We start from the raw sequence: 18,261 nt of genomic DNA, 5'->3' as shown, positions 1-18,261 counted from the left end.
CGGTGAGTGTTCTGATCGACAGTCCCGTCTGGCCGGGCCCCCGTGGCTGGCGCTTCGCCCACCTGGTGAGCGACAGCTCCTTCGAGGAGCTGCACGCCTTCGCGAGCGAACTGGGGGTCGCGCCGCGCGCCTTCGAGCGGGACCACTACGACGTGCCCGAACACCTGCACGCCCGGGCACTGGAACTGGGCGCCGAGCGGGTCAGCGGCCGCGAACTGGTCACCCGTCTGCGCGCGGCGGGGCTGCGCCGCCCCAAGCACGCCGGGACGGGGCAGGCTCCGCCGAAGGCTCACGGCTGAGCCGGTCCACCTCGGCGAGCATGTTGGACCGGGCGCGGGGCTCCCAGTGCGCCCGACCGAACCGCGTGTGGAACAGGTGCGGGGCCTCCAGCAGCGAACGCAGGACCCGCAGCCGCCCCGCCCGGAACACCTTGTCGGAGTGGCGCCGGTACTCCGCCCGGACCGCGGAGGTGTAGGCCAGGTACTTCTCCGGCGCTCCGCCCAGGATCGACAGGTCGGCGTCGCAGAGGACCGCGCCGTCGGCGTCCCCCGGCGCGGGCCGGTGGTCCTTGGTGAGGCCCACCAGCCGCACCACCTCGGCGATCAGTGCCGGGTCCTTTCCCAGGAGCGTGAGCAGGCGCTCGGCCAGGGCTGCGCTCTCGTCCTCGTCCTGTCCGGGGTCGCCCTCGTGGACGGCGTCGTGGAACCAGACCGCGTAGCGCACCGCGTCGACGTCGCGGGCCTCCTCCTGGAGCACGTCCACGGCGCGCAGGGTCGCCCACAGGTGGGAGAGGGTGTGGTAGCGGCGGTGTTCCTCGCTCCAGCGGTCCAGGAGCTCGTCCCCCACCGCCCGGGCCTCGCAGTCCCCGCCCGTGAGGTGGCGCCAGGAGGCGGCCAGGAGGACGGCGTCCTCCTCCCGCAGGGGGTGGTGACGGTCCGTCCGGTCCTCGGAACTCTCCATGTGGCCAGTCTTCCCGTCCGGGCTCGGGCCCAAAAGGTCGGCGCGGGGTCAGCGCGTGGAGCCCTCGACCAGCCCGGCCTCGTGGGCGAGGATGGCCGCCTGCACCCTGTTCCTCATACTCAGACGGCTGAGGATCGCGCTCACGTAGCTCTTGACCGTGCCCTCGACGAGGAAGAGGCGTTCGGCGATGTCGGCGTTGGACAGTCCGGCCCCGACCAGAGTGAGCACGTCCCGTTCACGGTCGGTGAGGGCGGACAGGCGTTCGGCCGCCGCGGCCTCCTTCGCCGCCCTTCCTCCGCCGAACCGATCGATCACCTGTCGGGCCACCCGGGGGGACAGGTAGGCGCCCCCGTCCGCGACCGCGTGCACCCCGGCGATGAGTTCACGGGGGTCCCCCGCCTTGAGCAGGAACCCGCTGGCCCCGTCTCCGAGCGCCTGTGAGATGTAGGCGTCCTCCCCGAAGGTCGTGAGGATGACCACCCTCGTACCGGGGGCCACCCGAAGGATCTCGGCGCAGGCCGCGAGCCCGTCCATACGCGGCATGCGGATGTCCAGCAACACCACGTCGGGGCGGTGGGAGCGCACCAGCTCCACCGCCTCCCGGCCGTCGGCGGCCTCCGCGACCACCTCGACGCCCGGATCGCTCTGCACGATGGCGCGCACGCCCGCGCGGATCATCGCCTCGTCGTCGGCGAGCAGCACTCTGATCACAGCCGTGTCCCCCTCTTCGGTCTCGGTCGTTCGGGAAGCATCGCGCAGCGGCCTCATCGCTTCGCCAGCCTCTCCTTGGCGGTGAGCACCCCGTCCTCGAAGCACAACTGGTAGAGGTCCACGTCCTCGTCGAACATCCCCGCCGTGCCGCGGTACTGATCGCAGCCGGGGTCGGCGGAGTCGAACTCCGCCAGTTGCGACTCGGAGACCCGCAGCGGGCGCTCGGGGAGCACGTCGAGTTCGTCGCGGTGTTCGCCCACCGCGATCGCCGCGAAGTCCTCCGGCGGCAGGGTGCTGGCCGCGAGGATCTCCGCGAGGACGTAGTAGACGGTCGCGACCACGAGCAGGACCGCGGCCACCGGAGCGGCCACCAGGGCCAGGGTCCACGGCTGGACCCGGCGGCGGGCCGCTCTGTGGAGCCGGTCGATCGCCTCGTCGGCGTGCTCGGCGGCGTCGGTCACCTCGGCGCCGTCCAGCGGCATGGTGGCCCGCACCCGCCAGCCGCCTTCGTGGGGACCGGCGGTCAGGGCTCCGCGCGTCAGCCGGACCCGCTCCGCCATCCCGGTGAGCCCGTGTCCACCGCCCGCGCCCGGCACCTGGCCCCGCTCACTCGACTCACGGTTGGTGACACGTACCTCCAGCCGGGTGTCGTCGGCGGTCGTCCTCACTTCGACGGGGGCGCCGGGCGCGTACTTGGTGGCGTTGGTCAGGGACTCCTGCACGACACGGTGGACGGCGCGATCCACCATCGGCGGAAGCGCGTCGAGACGCCCCTCGCTGATCAGCGTGACCTCCACTCCCGAGTCACGGGCCCGTTCCACCAGGGCCGGCACGCCCTCGTCGGCGGGTGCGGTGGGGGCGGGTTCGGTACCGGTGTCGGGACGCAGGACCCCGATGATCTCGCGCAGGTTGGCGGTGGCCTCGACGGCACCCGCGCGCAGCCGGGCGATCTCCTCCCGATGGTGCTCGGCCAGGTCCGGCGCGACCTCCAGGGCTCCGGCCCGCAGGGCGAGCAGGCTGAGATCGTGGCCCAGGGAGTCGTGCATGTCCTGGGCGATCCGCGCGCGTTCGCGCAGTCTGGCGCGGTCGGCGGTCAGCCGCTGTCCGAGTTCCAGCTGGCGCGCGTGCTCCCAGCCCGCCTGTCCCAGCTCCCGGTGCTGGCGACGGTGGACGCCCGCCAACCAGGGCAGCGCCGTGAAGAACACCAGGGTGATCCCGGAGCTCAGCCACAGCCCTGGGGTCTCGCCCACCAAACGGAGCACGACCAGCGCGACGGCCAGGCTCAGGACGGCGAAGAGCGCCACGGCGACCCAGGTCCTCCTCGACCGCCGACCGGCCAGGTAGGCCACGCACACCAGGACGACCACGAAGGCCTGGGACCAGAGACACACGAACACGGCCGCGCACGGCGCCAGGAGGGGGTGGGTGCGGCTGAGCACGAGGACCACCCCGGCCAGGGCCACCAGGTGGAGGGCGGTCAGGGTCGGTTCGTATCCGGCGACGGCGAAGGCGTGGGCCTCGGCCAGCAGGACCAGGGACGCCCCGAGCCACAGCAGCAGGTCCCGCACGACGGCGCCCCGGGTGGGCCATCCCGGGCCGGGCGCCAGGCCCCGAAGCGGGCCCGGGACCCGGCGCGGTTCCGGGGAGGGTTCGGTGAAGTCCATGGTGGCGAACCTACACAGCCGCACCGGTCACGGGTCACCCACGAAAGTCAGGGTTCGTCCGCCACCTGGATGGGTCCACCTATCATGGGATGGTTTGCGGCCGAGGGCGACGGCGCGGCACCACGAGACAGAACGAGGCTGAATGTCACCCCTGGAGACCCTGCGGCGGATGCACCGGATCGCCGGTTGGCCCCTGCTGCTCGCCACCTTCCTGGCCCGGCTCCCCGTGTCCATGACCCTGATCGGGCTCCTCACCCTGGTCACCGTCACCACCGGCAGCGTCGCCGCCGCAGGACTGGTCTCCGGGGCGTTCGCGCTCGGTGAGGCGATCGGCGGGCCCGTCATCGCGCGCTTCGCGGACCGTCACGGGCAGCGCTTCCCCGTCCTGGTCACGGCGATCGTGGACGCCGCCCTCATCGTCGCCCTGGTCGCCGCCATCGCCGCCGACGTCCCGCTGCCCGCCATGGTCGCGCTGGCCGCGATCGGTGGTCTGTGCATGCCCCAGGTGGGCCCGATGGCCCGCACCCGGTGGGTGGTGCTCATCCGCAAGGGACCCGATCGCGGCCTGGAACGCGAGCGCTCGGTCTCCGCCGTGATGTCCGTGGAGGGCGTCCTGGACGAGGCCGCCTTCGTCCTGGGCCCCGCGCTGGTCGGTGTCCTCACCCTGACCCTGTCCCCCACCGCGAGCGTGCTCGGCGCGGCCGTCCTGATCGGTGTGTTCGGCACCGTGTTCGCCCTGCACCCCTCGGCCCCGCCCGGGGCGGCCCCGGTACGCGGCGCCGAGGGCCGCATCACACGGCCCGCGCTGCTGCTCCTCGCCGTGCCGATGTTCTGCCAGGGTCTGTTCTTCGGCGGCATGTCCACGGGTGTGACCGCCTTCGCGGACAACGCCGGGCACGGCGACCTGTCCGGGCTGATGTACGCGGTGATGGGCTCCAGCAGCGCCCTCGCGGGGCTGATGATGGCTTCCCTGCCGGTGGGCTTCACGCTCACCGCGCGGGTGCGGGTGGCGGCGGGCGCTCTGGCACTGCTCACCCTGCCCCTGTACCTGGACCACGGTCCGGCGACCCTGGCGGTCGCCATCCTCGTGCTGGGCGTCGCGATCGGTCCGCACCTGGTGAGCCTGTTCGGTCTGATCGAGCGGTCCGCCCCTCCGAGCCGCCTCTCACAGTCGATGGCGATCATCCTGAGCAGCCTGATCCTGGGCCAGGCCCTGGGGTCCATGGTCTCGGGGTCACTCGCCGACTCCTTCGGCCACCAAGGGGCGTTCGCACTGGCGACGGCGGGCGGACTGGTCTCCTTCGCGGTGACGACGATGGTGCTGCGCGCCCGTTGGTACGAGCGGTCGCGCGCCGCGGACGGCCTCACCGATCCCGGCCCGGAGCTGCCCGTGACCAAGGACACGGGGCTCAACTCGGGGGTCTGAGCTGCTGCGACTCCGCAGCCTTCCGGGACCCGGCCCGGCTCCGTCTCCCGTTACAGGGACCGGTGGCCGGGCCCGTGACTACTCGCTCAGGACGGTCCTCAGGCGGATGTCGCGCTCACCGATCTCGTCCACCGCAGAACGCGGAAGGCGGTCGTCGGTGATGATCAGGTCGAACTCCTCCAGCTGGGCCACCCGGAAGGTGCCGAACTTGCCGTACTTGGTGCTGTCCACCACCAGAACGCTCTTGGAGGCGATACGCAGCAGCTCCTGCTTGGCGATCACCTTGGCCTCTGACGGGGTGGTCGATCCGCGCTCGGCGTCCCAGGAACTGCTCGCGATGAACGCGAGGTCGACGTTGACCTGCCGCAGGAAGTCGGCGGTGAACTGGCCCACCGAGGAGTGGTCGGAGTGCGACACCACGCCCCCGGTGTGGATCAGTTCGATCCCCGGGTACTCCATCAGGTGGCCGACGACGTTGAAGTCGCTGGTGATGACGGTCAGCCCCACCTTGTCGGTGAGCAGCGGCACCATCTGGAGGGTGGTGGTGCCCGCGTCCAGGTAGATGGTGAAGTTCTCGCGCACCAGCTCGGCGGCGGCGCGCGCGACGGCCCGCTTCGCCGGTACCTCCAGCTGGGCCTTGGCCAGGTAGGAGGGCTCGCTCTTGAGCCGGGCCGCCAACCGCACGCCGCCGGTGACCGACAGGACCTTGCCGTCGTTCTCCAGGGCCTGGATGTCGCGACGCACGGTCATGTGGGACACGGACAGCATCGACGTGAGCTCGTTGATACTCAGCACGTGGCGCTCCTGGAGAAGCTTCAGGATGTGCTCTCGCCGCTGGTCCGGGATCATCGTTCGCCTCACACTCGGGGGCCTGGCGGGTGCCGTTCGGATACGACACCCCTTATCGAAGTTTCCCAGGTAGCCGTACCCAGGCGGTGCCCCCACGACGTGAGACCGCTCGCAATCGCCGCGCGATCGGCCCCCACGCTCCGCGCCGCCCGCAGACTCCGGGACGCCTTGGTGGGCGTTTTTCCTGTTTGCACCACGTGACCGCGGTCTCTTTGCCACTCTTGACTGCATGACGTTGTCCATCGCTCTACGCGGAGACACCGCACGATTCCCGGGTAACACGCTCCCGGCGCTGCGCTCGGCGCTGCGCGCCGGAGCCGACCTGGTCAAGATCGACGTCCACCTGTCCGCGGACGGGTACCCGGTCCTGGTGGACGAACGTGTCGTGACCCTCCCGGGTTCCCCGCCGCGTCAGGTCGCCGACCTGACCCTGGCCGAACTGGCCGCCGCTCGCGACGACGTGGAGCGGCGCGTGCCCACTCTCATGGAGGTCATCGCCGAGTTCGGCGGCGGGGCCACCGCGCCGCTGCTGGTCGACGCCGCCTCTCCGCAGGCGGCGCTGGCCGCGGACGCCGTCCTGCGCGAACACGGGTTCGGCGACCAGGCGCTGTTCACCGGACCGTTGGAGACGCTCAAGGCGCTGCGCGCCCGCAGTCCCGGCGCCCGCGTGATGCTCGCCTGGGACCAGCCGGGGCCGCCACCGGAGGAGATGGCGCGCGCGCTGCGCCCCACGTTCCTGGGGATGCACTACTCCCTGGTGGACCGGGACCGGGTGACCGACCTCCACCGGCACGGTTTCGGGGTGGTGGCCTGGACCGTGAACGAGTTCCACGAGATGGCCAGACTCATGGGAATGGGCGTGGACGCGCTCGCCACCGATCGCGTGGACGACCTCGTTTCCCTGACCTCCGGCCGTGCCCAGGAAACGGCGCAGGGGGCGCCGTGAACAACGGCGCGGGCGGCAGGGAAAGGAGCGGCGGCGCATCCGGAAGCGGACCCGTAAAACACCGGAGCGGACCTTGTACCGTTCCCTCGGTTCACGGGACCACCTGGGAGAACATGACAAACCTCCCTCAGCGGGTATCGGCGGGAACACCAACAACACGCGCACCGTGAATGCCGCGTTCTCCGGCGAATTCCTCGTTTCCACACTATGTGCGGAACGGTCACGGATATCCTTGACTCCCCTTACGTCCGTGGTGCACCGACCGATGAGAAAACGACGAATGACGGCCGATCTCCCCCCGAACGCGCTTCACACGACGGCACCCGTCCTGGACTGCGCGGCCCGGCTGTTCGCCGAGCACGGTTCACGCGGGATCGCCATGTCCGACCTGACCCGGCGCATCGCCAGCGAGACGCGCACGGACGCGGCCTGCCTCAGACGTGCCTTCCCCACCAGGTTCGACCTGTCCTACGCCGTGGTCTTACGCGCGACCCGCGAACGCGTCAACGGCCAACTGGCCGCTGACGCGCCCGGGAGACCACCCACCGAACGCATGTCCGGCCTGGTCCGCAGGCACGTGGACTCCGGGTGGCGGCACCGGTCGGCCATAGCCCTGAGCCAGGAGTTGCTGCCCACCCTGCGCGCCATCCATCCCGCCCGACACCGGGAGATCAGCTCCCTGCTCAGGACCTACCGCGAGCACGTCCGCGAGATCATCGTGGCGGGGGTGAGCGCGGACCAGTTCCGGATACGGGACACGGGCCGGGCCACCGACAGCGTCCTTGAGACCTTCGACTCGATCCAGCACTGGTACGAGCCCGAGGCCGGGCTCAGCCTCAACGATCTGGGCGGCGTGTACGTCGACCTGGTGATCCACCACCACCTGCGCTGCCCGCGCTGACCGCGACGACTCAGCCGCCCACCAGTTCGTAGAGGTCCACCGACTCCGCGACGGCCCGCAGCCCGGCGTCGTTGGGGTGCAGGTGGTCGCCGGAGTCGAACTCGGGGCGTATCCGCTCCGGAACGGCCGGGTCCCGCAGCACCGCGTCGAAGTCCCACACCCCGGCGAAGACCGAGCCCGGGTCGCCCGCCTCCGCCCGCAGGTGGCCGTTGACCCGCTGGCGCCCCTCCTCCACGTGCGGGGTGCACCGGGATCCCCCCGCGCACGGCGCGAGGGTGGCCGCGAACACCCGCACCCCGTGTTCCTCGGCGGTCCTGGCCAGCCGTCCCAGCCCCGCGATCACCACGTCCGGTGAGGCACCCCAGCGCAGGTCGTTGATCCCCGCGAAGACCACCACCGCCTCCACCCCGTTCTGCGCGAACACGTCGCGCTGGGCCCGGTGCAGCATGCTCACACCGCTGGCGTAGGTGGAAACGCCCTCCCCGGGGTAACCGTCCGAGGTGATCCGGTTTCCCGCGACACCGAGGTTGAGCACTCCCAGGGTGGGCAGGTCGGCGCTCTCGTGGAGCCGGGCGCCGAGCACGTCCGGCCAGCGCGCGTGACCGTCCCGGCTGGAGCGCAGTCCGTCGGTGATGGAGTCGCCATAGGTCACCACTGCGCCGGGCCCGTCCGTCACCTCGATCCCCGTGAGGAAGGGCCAGTGGTCCACGAGCCCGGTGTAGGGCTCCCCGGTGCGGTCCAGGGTCTGGTCACCGCTGCCGGGGACGCTGGTGTAGTTGGTGTCGACCGACGCGTAGTGGATGGGGGCGGCGGTCACCCGCTCGGGCAGGTGCACACTGACCAGCAGTTCGGTCTGAGGTGGAAGCAGGACGTCGACGGGGTCGGTGACGAGTCGTCCCCCGGCGGGGATGACCGCGCCGGGCGCCCCGTCGAAGGTCAGCGGGACCGCCGCGCCGTGCGTGGCGGCGCCCTCGCCGCGCAGTGCGACCGAGACCGCTCCCAGGGCGACCGGGCGGGAGGCGAAGGTGTTGTCGAACCGCAGGCGCGCCTTGTGTCCGCCGGTGGTGGTGCGCACGGTCAGTCGCAGAGTCTGGTCCTCCCATGGGCCGACCGACGTGTACCCGGACGCCGCGCGCGCCCAGGTCCCGGTCCAGGCCTGTGTGGGCGGGCGCCCGCCCACGGAGAAGACGTGCAGGCTGGCGTCCTCGTCGGCGACGGTGGGCAGGACGACGTGGTCGACCTCGCGGCCCTGGTCGATCGGCACCGAACGGGCGTACAGGCGCACGGAGCCGATGGCATCCTGCCCGAAACCCGTGGCCGAGTTGGCGTAGGGCAGTGACAGGACGGCGTCACCGGCCGGTCCCGCGGCCCAGTCGGGAACCGAGAGCGGGAAGTCCTGGGTGGTTCCGTCCGCGTAGACCACACGGCCGTTGCCGCGCACGTCGGCGCCGGTGCCGTCCGTGCGGGTGCCGGTGGCCAGGAAGGTGAGGGACTCCCAGGGGGCGGGTTCGGCGGACAGGGTCACTGACTGGCCGTCGGAGGTCACGTGGTCGGGGCGGCCCGGCCCGTAGGCGGGGAGTTCGAGCGGCGTGTCCAGGAGGACCACCTCTCCCCCGGGGTTCCAGCCGGCCGCCGTCAGGGTGCGCGCGGAGAGGCTGTTGCCGGCGCCGTCGAGGTCGCCGGAGCCCACGGTGCCGTCCTGGGAGACACCGGTGCGGTCGAGGAGCTGTGTGAGCGGAACAGCGACGGACTCCTCCGGGTCGTCCGCGGACTGTATGGCGACGTCGCGGGAGACGCTGGCGTTGATGGCGACCAGCAACAGGGCCACCACGGCGACGACGGAGACCACCCTCAGGACGTGGTCCCAGACCGTGGCTGGCCGGTCAGTGCCGTACCCCGTCGTTCTCCCCCCGTCCACTACACGCCTTCCTCACCGGTTCCGTCCGCTCACCTCAACCTCACGTGTTCGACGGTCCCCGCGGCGCGGTGGTTGCCGAGACGTGGGCCACGGTGCCCTCCGACCGGCGGCCAGTCTAGGGCGTATCGGACGGATCGGGGTTTCGGCCCGGCCGCGTCGGCCCGTGGTCCCCAACAGCACGGAACGTGGCGTTTCGTACTCGGCGCCCGGGGGCAAAGGCTCGTCAGGAGGTACCCCCCGTGGAGACCGGAACGATCGTCATCATCGTCGCGGCCGTGGTCGTCGTCATTGGAGGAGCCGCGATCGTCGCGTGGTTGGCGGTCCTCCCCGCCCTGCGCACACGGCGGCTCAGAGCGCGGTTCGGCCAGGAGTACGAGCAGGCCCTGGAGGCGCACGGCGGCAGGGCCGACGCCGAGCAGGACCTCGCCGACCGACTGAGCCAGCGCCGGGACACCGAGCTGCGTTCACCCACCGAGGCGGAGCGCGCGGCCCACGCGCGCGCCTGGGCCGAGGTGCAACAGGGGTTCGTCGACGACCCGGTGGGGTCGGTCCGGGGAGCCCGAAGACTCACCGACACCATCATGCGGGACCTCGGATATCCCGACGGTCCCGTCTCCGAGGACGGCGTCCACGACGACGCGAGCTTCGAGCGGCGTGCCAGGGACCTGTCCGTGGACCATCCCGACGCGGTCGCCCGCTACCGCGCGGCCCGGGCCGCCGGGCATCTCGCGGAGGCCGACCAGACCGCCACCGAGAACCTGCGCGAGGCCCTGATCGCCTACCGGGGGCTGGTGGAGGCCCTGCTCGGCGCTGAGACGACCAGAGGCGCACAGGTGGAGTAAGCACACGAGGGAGGTACACATGGCGGATCGCCCAGTACGGCCGAGGCACCGGCCGGGTGCGAAGCGGATCGACCCCGAACCCGTCGAGCCCTCCGCGTCGCCGGAGCGGCCGGAGACCCCCGAGGCTGCCGAGGTGGGAGTGCCCCGACAGAGCAGGCCCGCGAGGACCCCCGACCCCTCCCGGACCTGGCGGCCGCACCCCCGGGATCTGGTCCCCCGTGAGCTGCGTGAGCGCTGGGACGAGGCACAGGGCGAATTCGTGGACGATCCGCCGGGATCGGTGCGCGCGGCGGACGCTTTGGCGTCAGAGGTGGCCGACGCCGTGATCGCCGAGATCGAGGCGCGTCGCACGGCCCTGCGCACCGCCCTGGAGAAGGCCGACGACGACACCGAGGCCCTGCGGCTGGCCCTGCGCGACTACCGCGCCTTCGTGCGCGGGCTGCTCGGCGACGACTGACCGGGGTGCGGGAAACGGGGCGCCGACGGTCCGACCGCGCCGTCGGCGCCCCGCCCCCGGACCCCGCCCCGGCTGGCGAAGGCCCGACGAAGGGGCCTGTCGTCAATGCGAGACGGACGAGTGGTGAAATGAGCAGAACGCGGCACTGATGTCCGACTTTTGGTTTATGCGTGCCGTTTGGTGAGGCGCGCACCCGAGGGTCGCCGTCGTGCGCGGCGGTGGTTAGCGGGGGGCCAATACTTCAACACGCATTCGGCACGGCTGACCGGTTCGGGCCGTAGCCGTCCGAACACGGCCGGATAGGAAAGAAAGCGCCGCTGGCCTGTCAGTGCAGGCTGGCGGCGCTTTTCGTTTGTTCGGAAGGGGTAGGCCGGGCAGGACTCGAACCCGCGACCCAGGGATTATGAGTCCCCTGCTCTAACCAACTGAGCTACCGGCCCTCCGTCGTCAGCAAACGTCATCCTAACAGGATGCGTCCGACGTTTCCGCGCCCGAAATCCGTTGCTCCGCAAGGCTTGCCCGCACCTGTGACGACGCGCGAAGCGCTTGGGCGCACCTTGGTCGCGAACGTCATCGGGGGGCGGTCTAGGGTGTGATGGTGCGGCGCGCGCCTGGCCGTACCCCCTGGGCCCGGCTCCGGAGCCGCCTCGAACCCGTTGGTAACATCGCGGGTCGCACAACGTCGTCAGGAGAGTTCACGCATGTCCAACGCACCCGTCAACGTCACCGTCACCGGCGCCGCCGGTCAGATCGGCTACGCGCTGCTGTTCCGGATCGCCTCCGGCCAGCTGCTCGGCGCCGACACCCCGGTGAAGCTGCGCCTGCTGGAGATCCCGCAGGCCGTCAAGGCCGCCGAGGGCACGGCGATGGAGCTCGACGACTGCGCCTTCCCCCTGCTCCAGGGCATCGACATCTTCGACGACGCCACCAAGGCGTTCGAGGGTGCCAACGTCGGCCTTCTGGTCGGCGCCCGCCCGCGCGGCAAGGGCATGGAGCGCGGTGACCTGCTCCAGGCCAACGGCGGCATCTTCAAGCCCCAGGGCGAGGCGATCAACGCCGGCGCGGCCGACGACATCCGCGTCCTGGTGGTCGGCAACCCCGCCAACACCAACGCCCTCATCGCCCAGAGCCACGCCCCGGACGTCCCGGCCGAGCGCTTCACCGCGATGACGCGTCTGGACCACAACCGCGCGCTGACCCAGCTCGCCAAGAAGCTGAACGTGTCGATCAACGACATCAAGAAGCTCACGATCTGGGGCAACCACTCCGCCACCCAGTACCCGGACCTGTTCAACGCCGAGGTCAACGGCGCCAACGCCGCCAAGGCCGTCGGCGACCAGGACTGGCTGGAGAAGGACTTCATCCCGACCGTCGCCAAGCGCGGCGCCGCGATCATCGAGGCCCGTGGCGCCTCCTCGGCCGCCTCGGCCGCCAACGCCGCCATCGACCACGTGCACGACTGGGTGAACGGCACCCCCGAGGGCGACTGGACCTCCGCGGCCATCCCGTCCGACGGCTCCTACGGCGTCCCCGAGGGCCTCATCTCCTCCTTCCCCGTCACCTCGAAGAACGGCAAGTGGGAGATCGTGCAGGGCCTGGAGATCGACGAGTTCTCCCGCGGCCGTATCGACGCTTCGGTGCAGGAGCTCGTCGAGGAGCGCGACACTGTCAGGAAGCTCGGCCTCGTCTAGGGGACCGACGCGCCAGCACGGTCACGGGCACGTTCCCCCCTGGGGGACGTGCCCGTCCGTGTTCCGGGCCTGGTGAGGGGACGAACACCCCGCCGTGTCCCGAAGGGGGTCGGGGAGCGGGCAGTATAGAGACCGTGAGTCTCATTGATGTGCTTCCGGCCGAACCAGAACCCGACTCCCTCTTCGAGGCGTTCGCTTTGTGGGCCGAGGAGCGGGGCCTCACCCTCTACTCGCACCAGGAGGAGGCCCTCATCGAGGTCGTCTCCGGGTCGAACGTCATCCTCAACACCCCCACCGGCTCGGGCAAGAGCATGGTCGCCACCGGCGCGCTGTTCGCGGCCCTGGCCCGGAACGAGTGCGCGTTCTACACCGCGCCCATCAAGGCGCTGGTGTCGGAGAAGTTCTTCGACCTGTGCAAGATCTTCGGCACCGAGAACGTCGGCATGATGACCGGTGACGCCAGCGTCAACGCCGACGCGCCCATCGTGTGCTGCACGGCGGAGGTCCTCGCCCAGATCGCCCTGGCCGAGGGCCGGGACGCCGACATCAACACCGTCGTCATGGACGAGTTCCACTTCTACGCCGAACCGGACCGCGGCTGGGCCTGGCAGGTGCCCCTGCTGGAGATGCCCCAGGCGCAGTTCCTGCTGATGTCGGCCACCCTGGGCGACGTCAGCCGGTTCGAGGAGGATCTGGAGAAGCGCACGGGCCGGTCGACCGCGGTGGTCACCTCCGCCGAGCGCCCCGTCCCCCTCTACTACGACTACCGGGCCACCCCGTTGCACGAGACCCTGGAGGAGCTCCTGGGCAACGGTGACGCTCCCGTGTACATCGTGCACTTCACCCAGGCACAGGCGATCGAGCGCGCACAGTCGTTGACCAGCATCAACATGTGCACCAAGGAGGAGAAGGGGCGGATCGCCGACGAGATCGGCAACTTCCGCTTCACCACCAAGTTCGGCCGCAACCTCTCCCGGTACGTGCGGCATGGAATCGGGGTACACCACGCGGGGATGCTGCCCAAGTACCGGCGCCTCGTGGAGCGGCTGGCCCAGGCGGGTCTGCTCAAGGTCATCTGCGGCACCGACACCCTCGGGGTGGGCGTCAACGTGCCCATCCGCACCGTGCTGTTCACCGCGCTGAGCAAGTACGACGGCGTGCGGGTGCGCAGGCTGCGCGCGCGGGAGTTCCACCAGATCGCCGGGCGCGCCGGGCGGGCGGGGTTCGACACGGTCGGCAACGTGGTCGCCCAGGCCCCCGAACACGTCATCGAGAACGAGAAGGCGCTGGCCAAGGCCGGCGACGACAGCAAGAAGCGGCGCAAGGTGGTGCGCAAGAAGGCCCCCGAGGGGTTCGTGTCCTGGGACGAGGCCACCTTCCGCAAGCTCATCGACGCCGACCCCGAGCCGCTGAACTCGCGTTTCCGGGTGAGCAACGCGATGCTGCTCAGCGTCATCGCGCGGCCGGGCAACTGCTTCACCGCCATGAAGCACCTGCTCACCGAGAACCACGACGACCGCAGGACGCAGCGGCGCCACATCCGCGAGGCGATCGCCATCTACCGCTCGCTGCTGGACGGCGGGATCGTGGAGACCCTGCCCGAACCGGACGACCAGGGCCGCACCGCCCGGCTCACGGTGGACCTCCAGGCCGACTTCGCGCTCAACCAGCCGCTGTCCACGTTCGCGCTGGCCGCCCTGGAGCTGCTGGACACCGAGTCGCCGACCTACCCGCTGGACGCGCTCACCGTGGTGGAGTCCACGTTGGACGACCCGCGTCAGATCCTGGGCGCCCAGCTCAACAAGGCCCGGGGCGAGGCCGTCCAGGAAATGAAGATGGACGGCATCGAGTACGACGAGCGCATGGAGCGGCTGGAGGAGATCGACTACCCCAAGCCGCTGGAGGAGCTCCTCGACCACGCGTACGAGGTCTACCGGCGCGGTCACCCGTGGGTGGGCGACCACCCGCTGCGGCCCAAGACCGTGGCCCGCGACATGTACGAGCGCGCGATGAACTTCGTGGAGTACGTGGGCCACTACGAGCTGGCCCGCTCCGAGGGTCTCGTGCTGCGGTACCTGGCCAGCGCCTACAAGGCCCTCAACCAGACGGTTCCGGACGACTCCAAGACCGAGGAACTGCGCGACCTCATCGAGTGGCTGGGCGAGCTGGTGCGCCAGGTGGACTCCAGCCTGCTGGACGAGTGGGAGCAGCTCACCAATCCCGAGGAGGAGGCCGAGGGCGAGGGTGCCGAGGCGGAGGAGAAGGTCCGGCCGGTCACCTCGAACGCCCGCGCCTTCCGGGTGCTGGTCCGCAACGAGATGTTCCGCCGCGTGGAGCTGGCCTCCCGGCGGCGCTACGGCGACCTCGGCAAGCTCTCCGAGGACGACGAGTGGAGCGGCGAGGAGTGGGCCGAGGCCGTGGAGGCGTACTACGCCGAGCACGACCAGATCGGCACCGGGCCGGACGCGCGCGGCCCGAAGATGCTCCTCATCGAGGAGGAGGACGACATGTGGCGGGTGCGGCAGATCCTCGCCGACCCCGCCGGGGACCACGACTGGGGTATCAGCGCCGAGGTGGACCTGGCGGCGTCCAACGCCGAGGGCCGCGCGGTGGTGCACGTGACGGACGTGAACCGGTTCTAGGCGGATGGGGGCCTCCGGGCGGAGGTCCCCCTCAGCCGAGCAGGTGGGCGTTGACCTCGCGGACGCCCTGGGCGAGGTCGGGGCGCTCGACCACGGTGACCCCCGCGGCGGTCAGGCGCTCGGCACCGTCGCAGTCCACGAACAGCGCCGGTTCACGCCAGGCCAGGACGACCCTGCGCACGGGTGTGGCCAGGATCAGCGCGGTGCAGGAGCGCGGCCGCGAGGCTCGGGAGCTGCACGGTTCCAGGGACGAGTAGACGGTCGCCCCTGCCAGGCGCGGGTCCTCGGGATCGATTCCCCGCAGCGCCACCTCCTCGGCGTGGTCGTGCGGGTCGTCGCGCCGGGAGTACCCGGCGCCCAGTACCCGGCCGTCCTCGGCCACCACGACGGCCCCCACCGAGTAGGCGGCGGTGGAGGGCGGACAGGAGCGCGACAGCCGCACCGCCTCCGCCAGCCAGAACGCGTCGGCCGCCCCCTCCTCCGGCGCGGGTCCGCTGGTGGTAGCGGTCGGCTCCATCACCGCTCCCCGGGGTCGAGGACGTACCGCAGCACCGCGATGCCCCCGAGGGCGCGAGCCTCCACCAGGCGCATGGGCGCCTCGGGGGTGTAGGGGTAGGCGCCCGGCATGACGAAGCGCGGGGCGCCCTCCTCCCCCACCAGGAACGGGGCGACCGCGAGCCGGAGTTCGTCGGCCAGGCCCGAGGTGAGGAACAGGGTGTGGATGTGGCCGCCGCCCTCGACCAGCAGGCGGGAGACGCCCCGTGCGGCGAGGTCGTCCAGGATCGCCTCGGCGGTGGGCGGGTCACCCGCGTCCACGACCTCGGCGGGAGGGTCGGTGTCGGGGCGCCCGGCCAGGAGCCGGGTGGCGGTGGCCACCCCGGTACCGCCGGTGTAGACGACCGCCCCGGCGTCCCCGGTGGAGAACAGGCGCGCCCCGGGGTCCACCTCACCGCTTCGGGTGACCACGGCCTTGATCAGGTTCTCGGTCCGCCCCTGCTCGCGACGGCGCTCCCTCAGGGCCGGTGAGCGCACGAGGAGCCGGGGGTCGTCGGCCCGGAGGGTGCCCGCGCCGACCAGGATGGCGTCGCACCCGGCGCGCAGTTCGTCGATCTCGGCGAAGTCGGCCTCGTTGGACAGCCGGAGGCGTTCGGGGCTGGTGTCGTCGATGCGTCCGTCGAGCGACATCGCGCAGCTCAGGATGGTGTGGGGACGGTCCATGCCACCAGGTTAACGGCGGCCGCGGACCCGGGATCCGAGGGAGCGCGCCCGCCTCGCGCCGAGTCCGCCATTTCCGACGCTCTCCTCCGGTGGGGCGGCGAATGGTTTAACGGTGCTTCGGTGGATTTCCGCAGGCAGTGGGTGCGTTTGGGAAATTGCCCACCGCCTTTCCAATAGTGGACCCGTCCGATTTCGGGGCCGAACCGTTCGGGACCGAGGACCCGGGCCCTTCGGAGGGAGGGCCGCGAGGCCGACCGATGGGCCGCGGAGCCGCCCCAGGGACGGCGCGGGTCCCCGTGAAGCCCGAAGGGAGGGGGTCGGAGCGCCCCTCACCGCGTGGCAGACGTGCCCCGACGGGCACACCCCGGACCCCGTTCCTCGCAAAATGGACATTAGGTGTATAAACACAAGTCCACCCAAGCCCGCCTTAACGCATGGCGTCCGCACCTCCAAGGGAGAGCCCGGGCGACGATTTTTACCACCTGTATCCTGGACTCTGTTAACAACCGCGCCAACGCGGAATACAATCCTTTGACGCGACCCCGCGAGGGGTCATCCCAGATTCATGGGAGTCGACCGCACTTCCCCACCTCAGAGCAAGAGGACGGCGATGTCTCGTTTCACCTCCCCCGACTTCCTGAGGCAGGCGGGGGACAATCACGTCCGTGCCAAACCCCCGCCGCCCGTCAACCTGGCCAGGGCCAACATCAACCGGCTCCATTCCTTCCACCTCAAGGGCAAGGACCACTTCCAGGTGGACCGGGACCTGGCGGCCAGGGCCGAGAACACCGCGGCCGGGTTCGTCGACCTCGTCCTGGGGGAACGCGCCTTCCTCCAGCGGGCGGTGCGGCACCTCTCCGCCGAACTGGGCATCCGACAGTTCCTCCAGGTGGGCGCGGGCATGCCCACCTCGGGGGACCCGCACGAGATCGCCCACGAGAGCTTCCCCGACACCCGGGTCGTCTACGCCAGCCACGACCCCGTGGTGCTCGCCCACCACCTCGCGCTGATCCGTGACGGCCGCACCACCACCGCCGTGCGCGGCGGGTTGGAGGACGTCCCGGGCCTCCTGCGCGACCCGGAGACGAGCCTGCTCGACCTCGACCAGCCGGTCGGGCTCCTGCTCACCGGGGTCGTCTCACACCTGGGCGACCTCGACACCGCCGCACGCGGCATCGCGGAGCTGCGTGGGGCCCTGGCGCCCGGAAGCCACATGGTCCTCAGCCACTACTGTCGCCCGGACCCCGTCCGCCACCCCAAGGACGCGTTCCGGGCCGAGCAGCTCCAGCAGCTGTTCACCGACCAGCTGGGGCACGGGTACTGGCGCGCGGAACGCGACATCGCCGCGCTCTTCGACGGTTGGGAGTCCGTGCCCCCGGGCCTGCTCCAGGCCCAGAAGTGGCGTACCCTTCCGGTCGCTCCCCCCATCCCCGGGAGCTACCAGATGCCGCACCGCAACCGACAACTGATCATCGGCGGCATGGGACGCGTCTGAGCACGTCCACCCTCGTCCCCGCGTTGGAGCCCACGGGCCCGGCAGCGGGCGGGGGTCGCCCCCGCACACACGAAAAAGGCCCACCGGATCTCTCCGATGGGCCTTCCTCTCACGCTCCCGCGACTGGACTCGAACCAGTAACCTGCCGGTTAACAGCCGGCTGCTCTGCCGATTGAGCTACGCGGGATCGCGCCTCTTCCGGGGCCCTGCGGCCTCGGCGACAGCACTAATCCTAGCGCGTCCGCAAGGGTGCTCGTGACGTTTTCTCAGGCTGGGGGCGCACTCTCGCAACGCGCGTCGAGCACGTCGCGGAAGCGGGCCGAAGCCCCGGCAGAAGCCCGGACGGCGGACGGCCCAGGGCACACACGAAAAAGGCCCACCGGATCTCTCCGATGGGCCTTCCTCTCACGCTCCCGCGACTGGACTCGAACCAGTAACCTGCCGGTTAACAGCCGGCTGCTCTGCCGATTGAGCTACGCGGGATCGCGCCTCTTCCGGGGCCCTGCGGCCTCGGCGACAGCACTAATCCTAGCGCGTCCGC

Annotated in this window: 16 protein-coding genes and 3 tRNA genes; 9 read left to right on the top strand and 10 right to left on the bottom strand. The window is 71.0% G+C overall.

Going from position 1 to position 18,261, the window contains the following annotated elements:
- Positions 1-2: 2 nt before the first annotated feature.
- Positions 3-299 (top strand): DUF4031 domain-containing protein, encoded by a 297-nt coding sequence (locus KBX21_RS23985; RefSeq protein WP_049571211.1) that lies wholly within the window; start codon positions 3-5, stop codon positions 297-299.
- On the opposite strand, the gene KBX21_RS23980 is transcribed toward KBX21_RS23985, so the two are convergent.
- The 3 genes from KBX21_RS23980 to KBX21_RS23970 are packed head-to-tail and all read right to left on the bottom strand — an operon-like array spanning position 220 to position 3,335.
- Positions 220-960 carry a metal-dependent phosphohydrolase gene (locus KBX21_RS23980; protein ID WP_210843839.1) on the bottom strand — a complete coding sequence of 247 codons (741 nt, stop codon included), beginning with the start codon at positions 958-960 and terminating at the stop codon, positions 220-222. The two genes, KBX21_RS23985 and KBX21_RS23980, sit on opposite strands and share 80 nt — an antisense overlap.
- A 48-nt stretch (positions 961-1,008) precedes the next feature.
- Positions 1,009-1,671 carry a response regulator transcription factor gene (locus KBX21_RS23975; protein ID WP_210843836.1) on the bottom strand — a complete coding sequence of 221 codons (663 nt, stop codon included), beginning with the start codon at positions 1,669-1,671 and terminating at the stop codon, positions 1,009-1,011.
- 53 nt (positions 1,672-1,724) lie between these two features.
- Positions 1,725-3,335, bottom strand: coding sequence for a sensor histidine kinase (locus KBX21_RS23970; protein WP_210843834.1), 1,611 nt, complete (start codon positions 3,333-3,335; stop codon positions 1,725-1,727).
- A 142-nt stretch (positions 3,336-3,477) separates the two neighbouring features.
- Between KBX21_RS23970 and KBX21_RS23965 the strand changes: the two genes are divergently transcribed.
- Positions 3,478-4,761, top strand: a complete 1,284-nt coding sequence (locus KBX21_RS23965; protein ID WP_210843832.1) for an MFS transporter — start codon at positions 3,478-3,480, stop codon at positions 4,759-4,761.
- A 78-nt stretch (positions 4,762-4,839) separates the two neighbouring features.
- Here KBX21_RS23965 and KBX21_RS23960 read toward each other — a convergent pair whose 3' ends face one another.
- Positions 4,840-5,610, bottom strand: coding sequence for a DeoR/GlpR family DNA-binding transcription regulator (locus KBX21_RS23960; protein WP_049571222.1), 771 nt, complete (start codon positions 5,608-5,610; stop codon positions 4,840-4,842).
- A gap of 229 nt (positions 5,611-5,839) precedes the next feature.
- Here KBX21_RS23960 and KBX21_RS23955 point away from each other — a divergent pair, with 229 nt between their 5' ends.
- Both KBX21_RS23955 and KBX21_RS23950 read left to right on the top strand, forming a co-directional pair.
- Positions 5,840-6,556: a glycerophosphodiester phosphodiesterase gene (locus KBX21_RS23955; RefSeq protein ID WP_049571225.1), complete on the top strand. Its 717-nt coding sequence runs from the start codon at positions 5,840-5,842 to the stop codon at positions 6,554-6,556.
- A gap of 280 nt (positions 6,557-6,836) precedes the next feature.
- Complete coding sequence (locus KBX21_RS23950) at positions 6,837-7,457, top strand: TetR/AcrR family transcriptional regulator (RefSeq protein ID WP_210843830.1); 621 nt, start codon at positions 6,837-6,839, stop codon at positions 7,455-7,457.
- A 10-nt stretch (positions 7,458-7,467) separates the two neighbouring features.
- Here KBX21_RS23950 and KBX21_RS23945 read toward each other — a convergent pair whose 3' ends face one another.
- Complete coding sequence (locus KBX21_RS23945) at positions 7,468-9,375, bottom strand: GDSL-type esterase/lipase family protein (RefSeq protein WP_210843828.1); 1,908 nt, start codon at positions 9,373-9,375, stop codon at positions 7,468-7,470.
- 239 nt (positions 9,376-9,614) lie between these two features.
- Here KBX21_RS23945 and KBX21_RS23940 point away from each other — a divergent pair, with 239 nt between their 5' ends.
- Both KBX21_RS23940 and KBX21_RS23935 read left to right on the top strand, forming a co-directional pair.
- On the top strand, positions 9,615-10,217 hold the full coding sequence (locus KBX21_RS23940; protein ID WP_049571231.1) for a hypothetical protein: 603 nt from the start codon (positions 9,615-9,617) through the stop codon (positions 10,215-10,217).
- 19 nt (positions 10,218-10,236) lie between these two features.
- Positions 10,237-10,674: a hypothetical protein gene (locus KBX21_RS23935; RefSeq protein WP_049571234.1), complete on the top strand. Its 438-nt coding sequence runs from the start codon at positions 10,237-10,239 to the stop codon at positions 10,672-10,674.
- 366 nt (positions 10,675-11,040) lie between these two features.
- Here the strand turns inward: KBX21_RS23935 and KBX21_RS23930 are convergent.
- Positions 11,041-11,114 (bottom strand) — tRNA-Ile (locus tag KBX21_RS23930).
- 261 nt (positions 11,115-11,375) lie between these two features.
- On the opposite strand from KBX21_RS23930, the gene KBX21_RS23925 reads away from it, so the two are divergent.
- Together KBX21_RS23925 and KBX21_RS23920 are read left to right on the top strand one after the other, a co-directional pair.
- Complete coding sequence (locus KBX21_RS23925; RefSeq protein WP_049571237.1) at positions 11,376-12,365, top strand: malate dehydrogenase; 990 nt, start codon at positions 11,376-11,378, stop codon at positions 12,363-12,365.
- Between the two features lie 149 nt (positions 12,366-12,514).
- Positions 12,515-15,007: an RNA helicase gene (locus KBX21_RS23920; RefSeq protein ID WP_049571240.1), complete on the top strand. Its 2,493-nt coding sequence runs from the start codon at positions 12,515-12,517 to the stop codon at positions 15,005-15,007.
- Positions 15,008-15,038: 31 nt separating this feature from the next.
- Here the strand turns inward: KBX21_RS23920 and KBX21_RS23915 are convergent, their stop codons facing one another.
- Together KBX21_RS23915 and KBX21_RS23910 are read right to left on the bottom strand one after the other, a co-directional pair.
- On the bottom strand, positions 15,039-15,524 hold the full coding sequence (locus tag KBX21_RS23915) for a dCMP deaminase (RefSeq protein ID WP_210843827.1): 486 nt from the start codon (positions 15,522-15,524) through the stop codon (positions 15,039-15,041).
- Positions 15,524-16,225, bottom strand: a complete 702-nt coding sequence (locus KBX21_RS23910) for a dihydrofolate reductase family protein (RefSeq protein WP_049571246.1) — start codon at positions 16,223-16,225, stop codon at positions 15,524-15,526. Before KBX21_RS23910 ends, KBX21_RS23915 begins: the two co-directional genes overlap by 1 nt.
- Positions 16,226-16,835: 610 nt before the next feature.
- On the opposite strand from KBX21_RS23910, the gene KBX21_RS23905 reads away from it, so the two are divergent.
- The gene (locus tag KBX21_RS23905; RefSeq protein WP_049571248.1) at positions 16,836-17,720 is read left to right on the top strand and encodes an SAM-dependent methyltransferase; all 885 of its coding nucleotides are present in this window, start codon (positions 16,836-16,838) and stop codon (positions 17,718-17,720) included.
- A 114-nt stretch (positions 17,721-17,834) separates the two neighbouring features.
- Here the strand turns inward: KBX21_RS23905 and KBX21_RS23900 are convergent.
- Positions 17,835-17,907: transfer RNA gene (locus tag KBX21_RS23900), tRNA-Asn, on the bottom strand.
- A gap of 223 nt (positions 17,908-18,130) precedes the next feature.
- Positions 18,131-18,203, bottom strand: a tRNA-Asn gene (locus KBX21_RS23895).
- Positions 18,204-18,261 lie beyond the last annotated feature (58 nt).

This window comes from Nocardiopsis sp. B62, from assembly GCF_018070675.1.
Taxonomy (GTDB): domain Bacteria; phylum Actinomycetota; class Actinomycetes; order Streptosporangiales; family Streptosporangiaceae; genus Nocardiopsis; species Nocardiopsis prasina.
This window is presented reverse-complemented; position numbering and strand designations above follow the sequence as displayed.